General features: G+C 48.7%; 8 protein-coding genes. 2 read left to right on the top strand and 6 right to left on the bottom strand.

Annotated features, from left to right (window positions below):
* Nucleotides 1-12 precede the first annotated feature (12 nt).
* Nucleotides 13-984: an alginate lyase family protein gene (locus MHB82_RS07575; RefSeq protein WP_341174308.1), complete on the top strand. Its 972-nt coding sequence runs from the start codon at nt 13-15 to the stop codon at nt 982-984.
* A gap of 52 nt (nt 985-1,036) precedes the next feature.
* On the opposite strand, the gene MHB82_RS07570 is transcribed toward MHB82_RS07575, so the two are convergent.
* The 4 genes from MHB82_RS07570 to MHB82_RS07555 form a co-directional block, all read right to left on the bottom strand.
* Entirely contained in the window at nt 1,037-5,548 is a 4,512-nt protein-coding gene (locus MHB82_RS07570) for an Ig-like domain-containing protein (protein WP_341174307.1), read from the bottom strand.
* Nucleotides 5,549-5,599: 51 nt separating this feature from the next.
* Nucleotides 5,600-6,469, bottom strand: coding sequence for a carbohydrate ABC transporter permease (locus tag MHB82_RS07565; protein WP_095289326.1), 870 nt, complete (start codon nt 6,467-6,469; stop codon nt 5,600-5,602).
* Between the two features lie 19 nt (nt 6,470-6,488).
* Nucleotides 6,489-7,388, bottom strand: a complete 900-nt coding sequence (locus MHB82_RS07560; RefSeq protein ID WP_095360474.1) for an ABC transporter permease — start codon at nt 7,386-7,388, stop codon at nt 6,489-6,491.
* Between the two features lie 83 nt (nt 7,389-7,471).
* Nucleotides 7,472-9,034, bottom strand: coding sequence for an extracellular solute-binding protein (locus tag MHB82_RS07555; RefSeq protein ID WP_341174306.1), 1,563 nt, complete (start codon nt 9,032-9,034; stop codon nt 7,472-7,474).
* 328 nt (nt 9,035-9,362) lie between these two features.
* Between MHB82_RS07555 and MHB82_RS07550 the strand changes: the two genes are divergently transcribed.
* Nucleotides 9,363-11,711, top strand: a complete 2,349-nt coding sequence (locus MHB82_RS07550) for a helix-turn-helix domain-containing protein (RefSeq protein ID WP_341174305.1) — start codon at nt 9,363-9,365, stop codon at nt 11,709-11,711.
* Nucleotides 11,712-11,919: 208 nt separating this feature from the next.
* Here MHB82_RS07550 and MHB82_RS07545 read toward each other — a convergent pair whose 3' ends face one another.
* A complete protein-coding gene (locus MHB82_RS07545) occupies nt 11,920-13,641 on the bottom strand; it encodes a helix-turn-helix domain-containing protein (RefSeq protein ID WP_337033942.1) in 1,722 nt (573 codons plus the stop codon).
* Between the two features lie 45 nt (nt 13,642-13,686).
* Complete coding sequence (locus tag MHB82_RS07540) at nt 13,687-14,460, bottom strand: (2Fe-2S)-binding protein (protein ID WP_341174304.1); 774 nt, start codon at nt 14,458-14,460, stop codon at nt 13,687-13,689.
* Nucleotide 14,461: the final 1 nt, after the last annotated feature.

The raw sequence follows: 14,461 nt of genomic DNA, 5'->3' as shown, positions 1-14,461 counted from the left end.
GAGGTGGGTTCTATGCATATAAAACATCCGACTGCACTTGAAGTTCTTCTTGATCAAGCAAACGAGAGTCTATCTGCGAACAGTCATGCGATTGCCACTTGGGAAATTCCTGGCTTTTACCAGGATACCGAGGGACACACGCTCGCGAAGCGGCGGATGGAAAAGGACGCCCAGGCGGCCTATACGACTGCACTGGCCTACCGGATGACAGGAACAGCTGCTTATGCAAGCAAAGCGAAGGAAATCATCATGGGCTGGGCAGTAGTTAATCGGGAGATTACAGGTGCGGACGGACCATTGGTATCTGCTTATCTGGGGGTAGGACTCATACTCGCGGCTAATGAAATTAAAGAATACGCGGACTGGAGTAAAGAAGAGCAGAGTGTTTTCACACAATGGATGACCCAGGTATGTCTGCCGGAGTGGGATCGAATCCCCCTCCGCAACAACTGGTGGAGCTGGAGTCTGTATGCCCAGCTAGCGCTGTATCGTTTTATGGATGATAAGCTTCGTTTGGCAGAAGAGGTTACCGCACTCAAAGGACATCTCGACCACTCCCTCTCCATCGAAGGATTCATTCCGGAAGAAGCGTCCAGAGGCAAGCATTCCCTGTGGTATCATTATTTCGCTCTCGCTCCGGTAACGGCTGCCGCCAAGCTCGTCCTGGACACGACGGGAGAGGATTTGTTCCACTGGGTTTCACCGGGCGGTAAAAGCCTCGAGTATGCCGTCGAACAATTCTTTCATTATGTAAACGGGCATCTAAAGGAATGGCCGTATGACGATAATCCGATCTTCCCGGCACAGCTCTCTGCCGGAACATGGCCCCTTGATCTGGTTGAAGCGATGGGGAACATCTATAAGAATCCGGACTTTGAACGTTTTGTCGCCCCTTACCGTCCAATCACGGGCAATATCAATATCAACAGCGGTCTTTATCATGCTTATGCCTGGATCTATCCCGAGCTGCAATTTCAACGTTAGCTATAAGAAAGAAGCCTTTCCGAATATGATCGGAAAGGCTTTTTTCTATGGTCTATTCTGTTGTTACAGCCTGCCCATCCCGAAGCAGGTAGGCTGCTGCTTCCTCCGTAATATGTTTGCCGCTCTGGGCTTGAACCTCATGGAGGAATGCTTCCGTATTCCCATTATCCAGCTTCTTGAGCAGGCTGTTAGCGATCCCTACATTATCAATCCAGGACTTCTCCCGAAAGAGGGTTACCAGCGCTTTCAGTGAGCTGATGTCTGCATAAGTGGAGAAGGTCACAACCGCTTCCTCTTCATTCCCCGCCTCGTCTATAGCGGTTACTGTGAAGGTGTGAGCTCCCAGGGGCAGCGTATAGAGGGGCACTGCCGCCCCCAGCTCCATCTGCTGATCATCAAGCCTTGCTGTACTCTTCAATTCATCAACCCCGGACACCTCATCGACAGCAGTCCATGACAGATTTAGGGACTCTGCACTTGTAAATTCTTTGGCTAACGGCTCTACCACCGAAATCATGGGTGCCGAAGCATCCAGATTAAACGCCAGCGATTTCGCTTCCTCCGCGTTTCCGGACGAATCCAGTGAACGGTATCGAATGGTATAACGGCCATCCTGACTGAAGGTCAGGGAGTCCTGATAGGCCAGCCAGGTATCCCCTCCATCCAGACTATATTCTGTCGATGCAGATTCAGAGCCTTCAGAAGAATGCAAGGCAAGGGTTACAGGCTGTGTATACCATCCATTCATGCCGTCCAGTTCTGCCGGACTCATGACGGCCGTGGTCTCTGGAGCAGTCCGATCGGTATCGATCAGGGAAAATGTGATGTCATCGAACCACATTTCGCTGAACCCGCCTACATAGAAACCTACCGTTCCAGATGGATTGTGCTTGGTATCCGACCCTTCAAGTCGAAGTTCCCCGTTTACGTACACGCGGATGTCGGCACCTTCGACCCGGATGCGGATGGTGTACTCGGTATTAGGCTGCAGGTCCTCATCAGGTAGGTTCGTCGTTTTCAGAGCTGTCCATGCTCCATTATAAAGAATCCATTGTGAAGTGCCATCCGCCAGCTTCTTGTACGCAATTTTCCCGGATGTGCTGGAGACGGAACGATCATATACATATAGTGTTCCCGTATCCGGCATGACCGCCGGCGTCTTCAGCTTGAAGGTAAGGTCATAGTCGGTATATGTCTTCGGATGAAGGGCCGAGGCACCTTTGAGAATTTTATACTTTTTATTGCCATCTACAGTTACGATACTGCGGTTCGGATCCACCGGCCATCCGTTCGCTCCCGAATCAAAATCCGTAAAGTGCATCACATCAGATACCTGAATGCGTACGGATGCTGAAGCTTCCGGGTTGGCGACTGATGTTACAGTGATATCAGCCTCGCCTTCCGCCAAAGCAGTTACCAATCCATGTTCATCCACAGCGGCAATTCCCGGTTGGGAGGTATGAAAGATAACCTCCTTATTCTCGGCATCAAGCGGATCAAATTGAACTTGCAGCTGCTTTTGTTCTCCTATGACCATGTTGGTATGACTCTCACCCAGCAGCAAACCGGATACTTCCCTGCTTGGAACGGTAAATTTGATGTCATCAAACAGAAGCTCACTGAAGCCGCCGGCATAGAACCCAACATGGCCGGACGCATTGAATGTCGAATCACTTGCCTTTAGCTTCAATTTGTTATCCACATAAACACTGATCTCCGGACCCTTAACGATGACTTTCATGTTATAAACCGTATCCGGCTGGAGATCAGGTGCAGCCAGTGTATTCTGCTTCACTGCTGCCCAGGCCGCATTGTACAAAAGCCAGGCAGATGTTCCGTTTGCATACTTCCGGTAACCAATTCTGCCGCCGCTTCCGCCAGAGTTCAAACGGTCAAACACATAGAATGTGGCATCATCTGCGATGACTTTCGGCGTCTTCATCTTAAAAGTCAGCTCATAATGGTTAAACTCGTTCTCATTTAACGTTGTTGCTCCTTTAACGAGCTTATACATATGGTTGCCGCCTTCCACCTCGACAATGCTCCGGTTCGGGTCTGTCGGCCAGCTGTTTCTCCCGTTTTCGAAATCGGTATAATCGATAATGCCATCCCCAACTTCAACCGTAACCTGAACCTCATCCTTTAAGGCCGGGTTGTCAGCAGAAACGGCTGTAATCGTTGCGTTCCCTATACTAACCCCCTTCAACTTGCCGCTTGGATCCACCTTCACAATCGATGGGTCGCTCGACGTGTATTGAATAGCGGGGTTCGTTGCGTTCCAGGGAATGACTGCGGAATACAGAGCGTATGACTTCCCGATACCGATGGTTACGCTCTCGTCATACAATTGGATTCGATCCACAGCAATGTGATCCGGAGCCAGATACGGACCGGCTTTCCCCTGGATTCCTATCTCGCTGAAAGGGATGGCCGGGAAGCCAGGAATCTTTTGGAACACTTCCGCATCCGCCTTCAAATTCAAATCCCCATTTGCCAGATTAACGAAGCCAGGATCATGATCCGTAATCCAGTTGTTCGCATACTGGAGCAGGTTTCGTTTGTCATTTGCTCCCTGATTATTCGTGCCGCTTAATTTCCTCGTCGGGTTATAGATCACATTGTTCTGAAACGTGTTGGTATCCGGAAAATACCGGTTCTCCGTGAAGAAATCCGCCAGTTCCGGGTATTTCTCCATATGCGGCGTGCCTTCGAAATTATTGTTCTTTTCAAACAACGCTTTCCATTTGGGCATATAGTTTTTGGATATTTGCTGATCCGGTTGATCGCCTAGATACATGTCCGAATATTCATACGGTACTTTGGCATCAATAAAAAGATTGTTTCGGGTCTTGATATGGGCACCGCCGTTATTGAGGATGGCATCGTTACCCATGCCGTTAAATATGTTCTCTTCAATGGTAATGCCCATGGTAAAATTATCGGGATATACCCCTTGAACCCCTGCCTTGCCTTCCCCGATATTGTGGAAATAATTCCTGCGGATTACCGATCCCCGTTCCTGAGGCGACTCGCCCAGATTCATATAAATGGCGCCGAGGTCCGAGAAGGTTTTGCAGACGTCATAAATATTGTTGTATTCCACGAGATGGTCATTGCCGAAGATCAGCATTCCCGGATGGGGAGCGTCATGAATTTCGTTGTGTGAAACCTTGTTCCCCGCACCAGTCAGGAAGATGCTCGGATTATAGGCTTTATGGTAGTAAGCAAAATCATGGATATGGCTGTTCTCCACGACATTGTTTCCTGGCTCAAGCGTCTTCTTATCTCCACCATTCAGAATCACCCCGGTCCCTCCGATGTGATGAATATGGGAGCTGCTCACCGCATGATTGACTCCGTCCACTTTGGCAAAGTCGTTATACAACCAGCGGCTCTGCGTATTAATCAAAACGCCCCCATTGGAGAAATTCCGTATCTCGCAGTGCTCCAATCGGACGCTGTCCCCGCCCATAATGACTGCTGCGGAGTCCCGGCCATTCTCCAGGATCAGGTCCTCAAAGGTCACATGCGAAAGATTATTCGCGTTAATCATCGGTGTTTTAAGCATCGTAACCATGATCTCAGGATGATCACTTTCAAAGGCAGCCGTAGGCATGAAGTAGAGTTTGCCTTGCTTCCGGTCGATGTAATATTCACCAGGCATATCGATCTCCTCAAGCAAGTTTTGGGCAAAATGGAAGTCCGGGTACCAGTTGGTAAACAGACCGCTCATCTCTCCGTATGCCAAGGTAATCGTCTTGTTGCTTGTATCGATGGATGCCACTTGGTTGTACGACCATTCCCAGCTGTAACCGAATATACCATCCAACCAGATGTCATCCGCCTCTTCCCATAGATCCGGTCTTTCGTAATTGTAGGTAAAGGTTCCGCCGCGTGTCTGCAAATCCGGGTCACTACGGGTAGGTCCGGGATCGGTGATGGTGCCCATCTGGACCGTTCCATTGTTTGGCCAGCGGGCAAGGGTCATGCCTTGACCTTCGACATACAGCTCCATCGGCGGAACCTGACTGACGTCATTGGCTTTGTAATAACCATGCCGGCTCATTACACCGTAATCGGTAATGCCTTGCGCTTTCAGGTCTGCCTGCAGAACCTTCGTTCTGGCATCCGCACTGATGATTCGGTCCAGGACATTCGTGTCCGTTACCGGAGAAAACCAGCTTTTCTGAAGTTCCAGACCGCCGTTTAACCGCACGCTTTCTCCGGGATAAGCTTTGTAAGTTATCCGCTTATTCTCCGTACCGGAGTCCTGCTCCTCCAGCAGAAAACTTTCGCTTCGATTATAGGTGCCGCCCCTTAAATAGACCGTCACACCGCCTTCAGGCAGCCCTGAACCCTTCTTCAATTGCCGGATTGCATCCCTGGCCTTCTCAAGTGTATGGAATGGAGCCGCTTCCGTTCCCGGATTCGAATCATCACCATCATTTGAAATATAAAAGACAGCACCAGGGTTCACCGCATCTTCCGCATTCACTCCCGTAACCGGCAGACACCCCACCAACAAGACCAAGATTAATGCAATAATGATCCGTCTCCTCATCATCTTCGGAAATACCTCCCTTATAAGATCAATCAGATAAAATGCACATGATCACTACCCTTTTACAGATCCAATCATGGTTCCTTTTTCGAAATATCGAAGCAGGAAAGGATACATGACAATCACCGGCAGGGAGCTGACAATGACAGCCGCCATTTTCAAACTCTCCGGAGCAGGCGGTGTTGCAAGTGTCGCCGTAGTAAACGGGTCAAGTTTGCTCTCGATGAGGATCTGGCGGACAACCTGCTGCAGCACGAATTTGGATGAATCGGTGACGTAAAGCAGGTTATCCATAAACGCATTAATGTGGTAAACCAAATTCCAAAGCCCGATCGTCACAAGAGACGGAATGGACAGCGGGAGCAGGATGCGGAACAGAATTCGCAAGTCCCTTGCCCCGTCGATACGAGCTGCTTCGATCAGCGCATCTGGAACGGAACGGAAAAACGAGATCATTACAAGCACATGAAAAGCATTGGCAGCGGATGGCAGCACATAGACCCAGTGCGTGTTAAGCAGATGCAGTTCTTTGATTAATAGATATTGCGGGACAATTCCGCCATCGAAGATCATCGTGAACAACAGCAGCATGATCAGCAGCCGTTTCATGGGCAGATCGGGACGGGAGAGCGGATAAGCTGCGCAGATGGTAACGAGAAGTGTTAAGGCCGTCCCTACGACCATCCGAAACAGCGTATTCGCATATCCTGACCAGATTAATGGATAGTCCAGCAGCCCGCGGTATGCTTCCCACTCGAAATCCCGAGGATAAAAATGAAATCCGCTTCGAAGTGCTTCTCCCCTACCACTGAAGGAGACGGACAGGACATGAATGAACGGGTACACAACGATGAGTGCCAGGATGGACAATATAAGGTAGATCATGGCGGGTGCAATGAGCTCTTGCCATCTTTTTATTTTCATGACTGTCTTCCTCCTGCCTTTACCATAGACCGCTCTCCCCGCGGCTCAATTTTCGCACGGTCAGATTAGCCCCCAGAATCAGCAGGAGCCCCACCAACGATTTAAACAAGCCTATGGCCGCCGTGTAGCTGTACTGGAACTGCTGCAGACCTACCCGGTAGACATAAGTATCGATGACATCACCCGTTTCATAATTGACCGGGTTTAACAGATTGATGATTTGTTCAAAGTTTGCGCTTAAGAAACCACCAAGACTCAGAATGAACATAATAGCGACCGTGGGCATAATGGATGGGATATTAATTCGAATGATGCGCTGCCACCGATTGGCTCCGTCAATGACGGCCGATTCATGCAGCTCCGGGTTGATCGCCGCCAAAGCAGCAAAGTAGATAATCGAGCCCCAGCCGATATCCTTGAGGATTGAAGAAATGACCACAATCGGACGGAAATATTCCTTCTTTCCCATATAAAAGACAGGTTCCCCTCCAAACCATTTCACAATTTCCCCTACAACGCCGGACGTTGGAGAGAGAAAATAAATAATCAGCCCGGACATGACGACCCACGATACGAAATGAGGCAAGTACATGGTCGTCTGGATAAACCGCTGGAAATACCTTGACCTCACCTCGTTAAGCAAAATCGCCAGTATGATTGGTGCGGGAAAAGCAAAGATCATCTGATACAAATTCAGGAGCAGGGTATTTTTAAGTAATCGATAAAAATCCCCATTCTGAAATATTTCCTGAAAATGGCGGAATCCGACCCACGGACTTCCCCATATCCCGTCGACGACCCGAAAATCCTTGAAGGCAATGACGACTCCATATAAAGGGCCGTATTTAAATACGACGAAGAATGCAAAGGCGAATAGAAATAGTAGAAGCAGCTCTCCGTGTTTTTTTATCGTTTTCATGGCGCACTTCCTTGTTAAACCGAACCGCCAGCCCTCCCGCAAGAGATGATTAAGCCCTCACGGGTGGCTTAGCCAAGTCAAGGTTATTTTTTGAATTGAGCTTGGTACATCTCATTGGCTTCCTTCGTTAATTCATCGCCGCCTTTTGCCTTCCATTCCGTCACGAAGGTATCAAAATCAGTCAGAGGAATTTCGCCGCTGATGATTTGTGCGAAATATTTTTGCATGAGTGACGTCAATTCCTGTTTGTATTTTCCGTCCGAAGGCAGCACAGAGAATAGCAGCGCATCGGTCCATCTTGGAGCCGATGAATACGTTTTGACCGCCTCATTCAGCTTCGGATCGGAATATTTGTCCCGATAAGCCTGAGTGGTAATGTTACCAAAAGAGAATAGACGGATTCCCAGTTGATCACGCTGCTCCTGCTTATCGAATCCAGGCAGGAATGTCGTCGCCCCTGAGGTAGCACCGCTTTCAGCAAAATCCCATTGCTCCCCCTTCACACCAAGGCTGGTCATATTGATGGTCTCTTCATCATTGCTCTGTGCCTGTAGAATTTCGAACAGCTTCTCAAGCTTCTCGGGCTGATCCTTGACTTTGCTGCCGATAACCAGGAAATTGCTCTTGATTCCCCAATCCCAGGAGCCGTCACCGCCAGGTCCCTTCGGATTTTTGGAAAATGCCATCTTGGCATCCGGATTCAAGGCCAGCATTTCCTTGACTGTTGCCGATTCCGGCAATGCGCCTTTGCTGATCTGCTCTTCAATGACTCCGATCCGGTTGTTGTACAGTTTCTTACGATATGAATCCTGTGTATCTGTAATAAATTCCGGATCGATGACCCCATCCTCATACCATTTGCGCAGCTTCGCCAAGGCTTCCTTGGTCTCCGGCATGATCGATCCATTTACAATCTGACCATCCCTCTCCATCCACATGGTCGGCTCCACACCGAATGCACCGAAGATGGAATAGAACCCGGATGACCACGTGGACGTAGCCGTTCCTGTCAACCCGTACGTATCCTTCACACCGTTACCGTCCGGATCCTTTTGTGCAAAGGCATAAACGGCTGCCTCGAATTCATCCAACGTCTCTGGGACTTTCTGAATGCCGACCTGATCCAGCCAGTCCTTACGCCACAACATCCCCAGATCGTAAGGCTTCAAATCGATAAACATCGGGATAGCCCACAGCTCGTTATTAACGGTAACAGTCTGGAAAAGCTCTTTCTTTTTCTCAATATCCGCGTAATACTCCGGCATTTTCTCCTTCAACATGTTCTGATCAATGCTCATTAACACGCCCTGATTTTGGTAAGCGATTACATTAGAAGGATCACCGAGCATGAATATGTCTGGTATATCCCCGGAAGCGATACTGGCGTCCGTTACCTTCACGGGTTTGATCTTTACATTAAACTTCTGCTCCAGCCACTTCTGAACCTCCGAGTCATTGACAACTCCATCTGCGGCAAAGTGAATGCCCCAGGAGATTTCGATCGGATTGGAGTTTGCTCCCGGCGTTTCTCCTGGATTTGAACTCGGGCTTGAGGAGTTCGTCTCGGAAGTGCATCCGGTAAGCAAGCTTGCCGTTAAACTTACAGCTAGTAGGATAGCGCTTACAAATTTGATTCTTTTACTCAATAGAACCTACCCCCTGTTGTTGGATTGGTTTTGGATTCGAAGATTCCCGCATCCCGCATAACGACCCGGCCGGGTATTGGAAACGGTTTTTACATACTTAAAATTTAAGCTTTATACCTTCCGGCGCACAATCCTCTCATTCCATTTTTTTTATGTTTTTGGCTTCCGAAGCCGTATAGAGCCACTGACGTTATTCCGTTTTTTGTATGTTTTTCAATTTCGATCTGTTCTAATTCCGCTGGTGTGATATATAATGGACTGCACAACTGTTGAGATCATCAAATTTTGTTGTAAGCGCTAACATATTGTAGGTAAGGAGGGGATTGCCATGAGGGGACTTTTAGCCATGAAAAATAACTCCATGTTCGTGAAACTGCTCCTATCGATGACTGCCATAGCTTTGATCACTGTTGTTCTCATTTCTTCGGTCACTTACATGATTTCGGCTGATAACAGTGTCCGTAATGCCATCAGTTATAATGAATCTGTCTTGACTCAGCAGAAGGAGCTGATTCATAAGGAGCTGACAACCATCGGAAATGCGGCCAATAGTCTGCTGATGGCTCAATCCTATGTGTACCATACCATCGGAGGCAAGCTCTCTGTAGGTTCATTAATTGATCTATCCACTCTTGTAGAAGAGCAAAAAAAGCTCAGTCCCTACATCGATTCCATCTATCTATACTACGCCCCGCTTGAACTTGTCCTGACATCACGTCCGGAGATAAAGACATCTCCTATATCCGACTTTGCTGACCAGTCCTGGCTGGATACCTTAAATCAAGACTCATCATCTCGTACCGTCTGGTTAACGGGAAGATCGAATGGATTTTCTCCGGATCATCCTGCGACCTCCCTGATTCAGAAAATGCCACTGATTGGCCAAGTGGATGGCGCGATCGTCATTAATTTGAATCTGGATCGACTCTTCGCTGACTACTTAAGTCATTACAATAGCAAGAAAGGCACCATCATGGTCATTGGTCCACAGGGTGAACTCCTCTATTCCGATGCTCATGACAGAGAAGCCCTTCTTCAGCAGTGGGATGCCGAACAGGTAACATCGGAGAGCGGCTACTATATTGGTGATTCCGATCAGATCGTATCCTACAGTGCATCAAATATGACAGGCTGGCGATTCGTCGATATCACCGAACGATCCGTCCTTCTGCAAGGCATGAACCGAATTAAAGTCCTCATTTGGACAGTCGCCATCCTATATATAACGGCTGCTGTTGCTATTTCCTATTTTTTATCGAGAAGATTATATCGCCCGCTGCAAAGTGTGATTTCCTATATTGTGAGCTCTGAAGAATCCGAACGGCGCGACAGATCCGGTGCTCCCAGCAGCACGGATGAAGTCGGCTTTATCCGTCATTCCTTTGAGCAGATGACACGTAATCGCGATATTTTAATCAAAGAAAAGCTGAAAGTAGATGAACTCCTCACCGGAAATCGAACGGCCATTAAGGAAAAGTATTTGAACGATCTAATCCAGGGCAACGTACAGGAAGAAGCAGCAGACAGACCGGACCATGCGGCAGAGCTGCTGGGATTACAGCTTGATTTCAATCGTTTTGCCATCCTGACCCTTGAACTCGAGGAGCATCAGCCGTTGAGGGGATCGGAGGATATATTCCATTCCCATCTGCTCCAGTACGGTCTGATGGAAGAGCTGGGAAAGGATATCAACGGAGAAATTTTTGTCAAAGACAGCAGGCACACGGTCATCCTTCTCTCCTTACATCCGGATGCCGATGATACCTTTCCTGTGGAACAAGCCAGAGGCCTTAAATCATATTTTCTCAGTCGTTATAGGATCTCTGTAACCATCGCTGTCAGCAGCATTCACTCCGGAGAACAAGCCGTGCGTGCAGCTTACAACGAGACTCAGGAGGCACTAAATATGAAAATCTACATTGGGAAGGGCGAAATTCTGCCCTATTCGATCCTTGATGAATGGAAATCGGAAGAAGGTACCTACTATTATCCGTATGAACTCGAAACGAAGCTGCAGCAGTCCCTGCTGAAGACGGATAAAGAGGAATGTACTGCCGTAATCCGGGCCATCACCCGGGAGGTGCTAAAGCAAAGGCTGGGTAAGGCAAATATTCATCAGCTGTACGTTCAATTAAGCGGGGAGCTGGTTAAAACACTCGTTCAGACTGGCGGCGAGGTGACCGCTGTTATCGGTGAAGGATCGTCCTATACCGATGCTCTGGCGCGTGCCGAAACCGTTCAGGATATGGAGAAATGTGTGTTAACGATATGCAGCAATATCATTGACTACCACCGGGAGAAGCGCTCCAAAATGACGGATGTGACCCTTCAGCTGGCAACCGAATTCATGGACAACCATTACAATAAGAATATATCAGTGGATAACGTGGCGGAACACGTAAAACGCAGCTCGTCCTACTTGGGTCGCATCTTCAAAGAGTCAACGGGCATGACGGTTAATGACTATCTCATCCAGCTGCGCATCAAACGTGCCATGGAGCTGTTGAAGCAGACAGATGCCTCCGTTGAGGAGGTTTGTCGGGAGATAGGGTACGCAAACGTCAGCTATTTCAACAAAATATTCAAGGCCAGAACAGGACTTACCCCGGGGCAATTCCGGCACCAACACACGGCAGACCAACGGTTAACTCAGGGAAAGGGGCCGAAGACATCCTAATTGGAACCATTTCCGAATGAAGAGCCGATCAGGACTGACCCTATATTCCGTTGTTCTTGTCATTCCGCAAAGAGCGATATATCCCTAAAATGACTCGCCTAGATATGTTAAATGTAAAAAGAAACCGTCCCTTTGGTATGTGATTGCGAACACATCCACTTTACAAGGAACGGTTTCTTTAGGGTTTATCATTTTCAGGATGGCGCTCTCAAGCCAATAAAGCCTGAGCAATCTCATCGATGATGCCATTGATGCCGGTTGGTCCATAACAGCCGATCCAAGTCGCGGCATCTACGGAATATATATGCTGTCGCTCATCGGTATCCAGCATCCCCCAGACACTTTGCTCTGTCGCAGACATCCCCTCCTGCATGGTTTCGCTGCTAAGCAAAAAGTAGTGGCTGGCATGTACGGCCGGCAGTCTGTCAACCGAAATATGATAAGCCGTGTCGGAGGGATCGGCTACAAATAACGGGGCAGGCAGACCCAGGTCTCGATAGAGCACAGCACCTGTACGATGAGAAGCTGTATGTACCCGAACCATAGAGTCAAACGGACGAATTAATGCCACGCTCTTACCTGCCAGTACAGGAGCAAGTTCTTCTGACAGCAATGCAGTTCGTCGATGATAATCTGCAATGATTCGCTTGGCCTCTGCACGCTTGCCTGTCAGTTCACCGAACAGACTCAGAATGGTCTGCCAGCTCTCATTACGTTTAAACATGAGAACCGGAGCGATCCGGCTTAACCGTTCATAGTGCGCTTCATGCACCTCCGTACATATAATCAGATCCGGACACAGTCGTTCCACCCCTGGAAGATCGGGATACTCATACGTTCCAAGTAATTCGGTACCCTGAAGCCTTGCCCTGATATATTGAGGGAAATGGAATGCCGCACTTCCCGATCCTACACTGCCTGCCGGGGACACGCCAAGTGCAAGCAGATGATCCGCATATTGTACATCGAGTACAGCAATACGCTGTGGAGATATGGTGACATCATATTGACCTCGCAGATGGCAAATCACGGTGCCTTTTGAAGACTCATACCAGGAAGCCATGCGGTTCTGCGGCAAGGGATACATAGAGAGCTCATTTGCTCTCGAAGCAGCCGTTTGCCTATAGAACTGCGGAGGAACTCCATGATATTTCTTAAACGCCCTGCTGAAATAATACATATCGCGGTAGCCCATTCTCTCTGCAATTTCCCCAATGGGAGCATCGGTATGGCGGAGCATCCGTGATGCACTCTCCATCCGCAGCTGGATGACGTACTCCATCGGTCCAATTTGCTTCTCCTGTTTGAACCTTCGTTGCAGCTGTCTTACGCTGCATCCCGCAAGTGCGGCCAGCTGTTTCAGCTCCAGATTCTGGCGATAATGCCCCGCTATATACGCAGCGACAACATCCACCATGTCTGACGCTGTCCCTCCCTGACCACGTTCATACTCCATAATGAGTTCGTAGAGCATCCCCTGCAGCAGTGCATTGGCGTGAAAACGTTCCAGCCCTTCGCCCCTACTCCATTTCGCTGCAATTTTTTCCGCCATCTGAACCCATTCCGCCTGAGTTCCCGGGTGCTCAACAAATGAAGTACGCAGCGGGTGATTGCGGTGCGAGGGCAAAACAAGGGAGACTCCTTCCATGGAGACTGCCTTATACATGATCAAGATATAATCCATGTTGTCTGAGGTGGCAATCAGTGTAAAGGAGGATCCCTCAATCACATGAGCAGCAAAAGAAGCCCCAATGTGGCAAACTTCACCATCCATTGCAAGCTCCCCTTCTCCGCCGCCTGCCAGCAGCAACAGATTTGACGTTAATTCGGCTTCGCTAAGACTACTGCCTGGCTGCAACGTACCGCTATGCACGTCAAGCATCTTGATCGTTGTATCACTCCATAGACTTGTCTGTTCTTGCAGCGGCATTTCTCTCATCTCCTGACAATAGCAAAGGTAAAGTTGTTGCTGCTGTCATTTTAATTGAGATTCATTCTCATTGTCAATTTTCGGACATTTGTTGCAATACTCCTCTGACATCTGATAGTACAAGCAGCAGGTGATGCGCTTGCTCTTCACAACAGGAACGTTGTTTTGGATTTCGGTAAATCGGGTAAACGGATTACGTTTTACACCGAACACCTGCCCTGGCGCGCCTTGTGTCAGATAAGTAAAATCATTCTGAACGTGCTGGCTTTCCAGCCCATCATCTGCATCAGGTGTATACAACCGGCCAATACGTACCATGATATTCTCCCAGAGAATACTCATGGATAGAGGTGCAATCGCAGCAAGGGACTTTAACAGCGGTGTAAGCTGTACTGCAAACATCTCTTCTACCACCTTTTCCCGCCACACTTCCCTGTCTCCTGTCACTGCATCTGCCTGAAGCCGATTCACCGCCAGAAAAGGAAAACGTGTACCACCCTCATGAGCGGAGAGCGTCGGATGATAGAGGAAGCTGTTCTCCAGCTCAAAGGAAACATGCTGATGATGAAAAGTCATCGCCGTCACCAGCGGAGCAGTCCACAGATAGCCAATTCGCTTGGCTAGCATTGAAACGGCAACCTTCATGTCAGGCGCATCGATATACTCCTGAAACCAGCTGATATACTCTCGGCATGCAGCTTCTTCATGCAGCTCGCTCAAAGCAATGGTACGGACACTATGTTCAGGCGGCTCACCAAGCCATATCGAATGATCCTCCACCGTTTGTTGCCATAAGTCTGTCGAGAGATATTGGTTCATG

It is taken from the genome of Paenibacillus sp. FSL K6-2862 (genome assembly GCF_038005125.1).
GTDB classification, from domain to species: Bacteria; Bacillota; Bacilli; order Paenibacillales; family Paenibacillaceae; genus Paenibacillus; species Paenibacillus illinoisensis_A.
Note: the sequence above shows the minus strand (reverse complement) of the source record. Positions and strands in the feature narration are given on the sequence as shown.

Excerpts from the sequence above, each read along its gene's own strand:
- MHB82_RS07575 (WP_341174308.1), top strand. The coding sequence starts at position 13 with ATGCATATAAAACATCCGACTGCACTTGAAGTTCTTCTTGATCAAGCA.
- MHB82_RS07570 (WP_341174307.1), bottom strand. The coding sequence starts at position 5,548 with ATGATGAGGAGACGGATCATTATTGCATTAATCTTGGTCTTGTTGGTG.
- MHB82_RS07565 (WP_095289326.1), bottom strand. The coding sequence starts at position 6,469 with ATGAAAATAAAAAGATGGCAAGAGCTCATTGCACCCGCCATGATCTAC.
- MHB82_RS07560 (WP_095360474.1), bottom strand. The coding sequence starts at position 7,388 with ATGAAAACGATAAAAAAACACGGAGAGCTGCTTCTACTATTTCTATTC.
- MHB82_RS07550 (WP_341174305.1), top strand. The coding sequence starts at position 9,363 with ATGAGGGGACTTTTAGCCATGAAAAATAACTCCATGTTCGTGAAACTG.
- MHB82_RS07545 (WP_337033942.1), bottom strand. The coding sequence starts at position 13,641 with ATGCCGCTGCAAGAACAGACAAGTCTATGGAGTGATACAACGATCAAG.
- MHB82_RS07540 (WP_341174304.1), bottom strand. The coding sequence starts at position 14,460 with ATGAACCAATATCTCTCGACAGACTTATGGCAACAAACGGTGGAGGAT.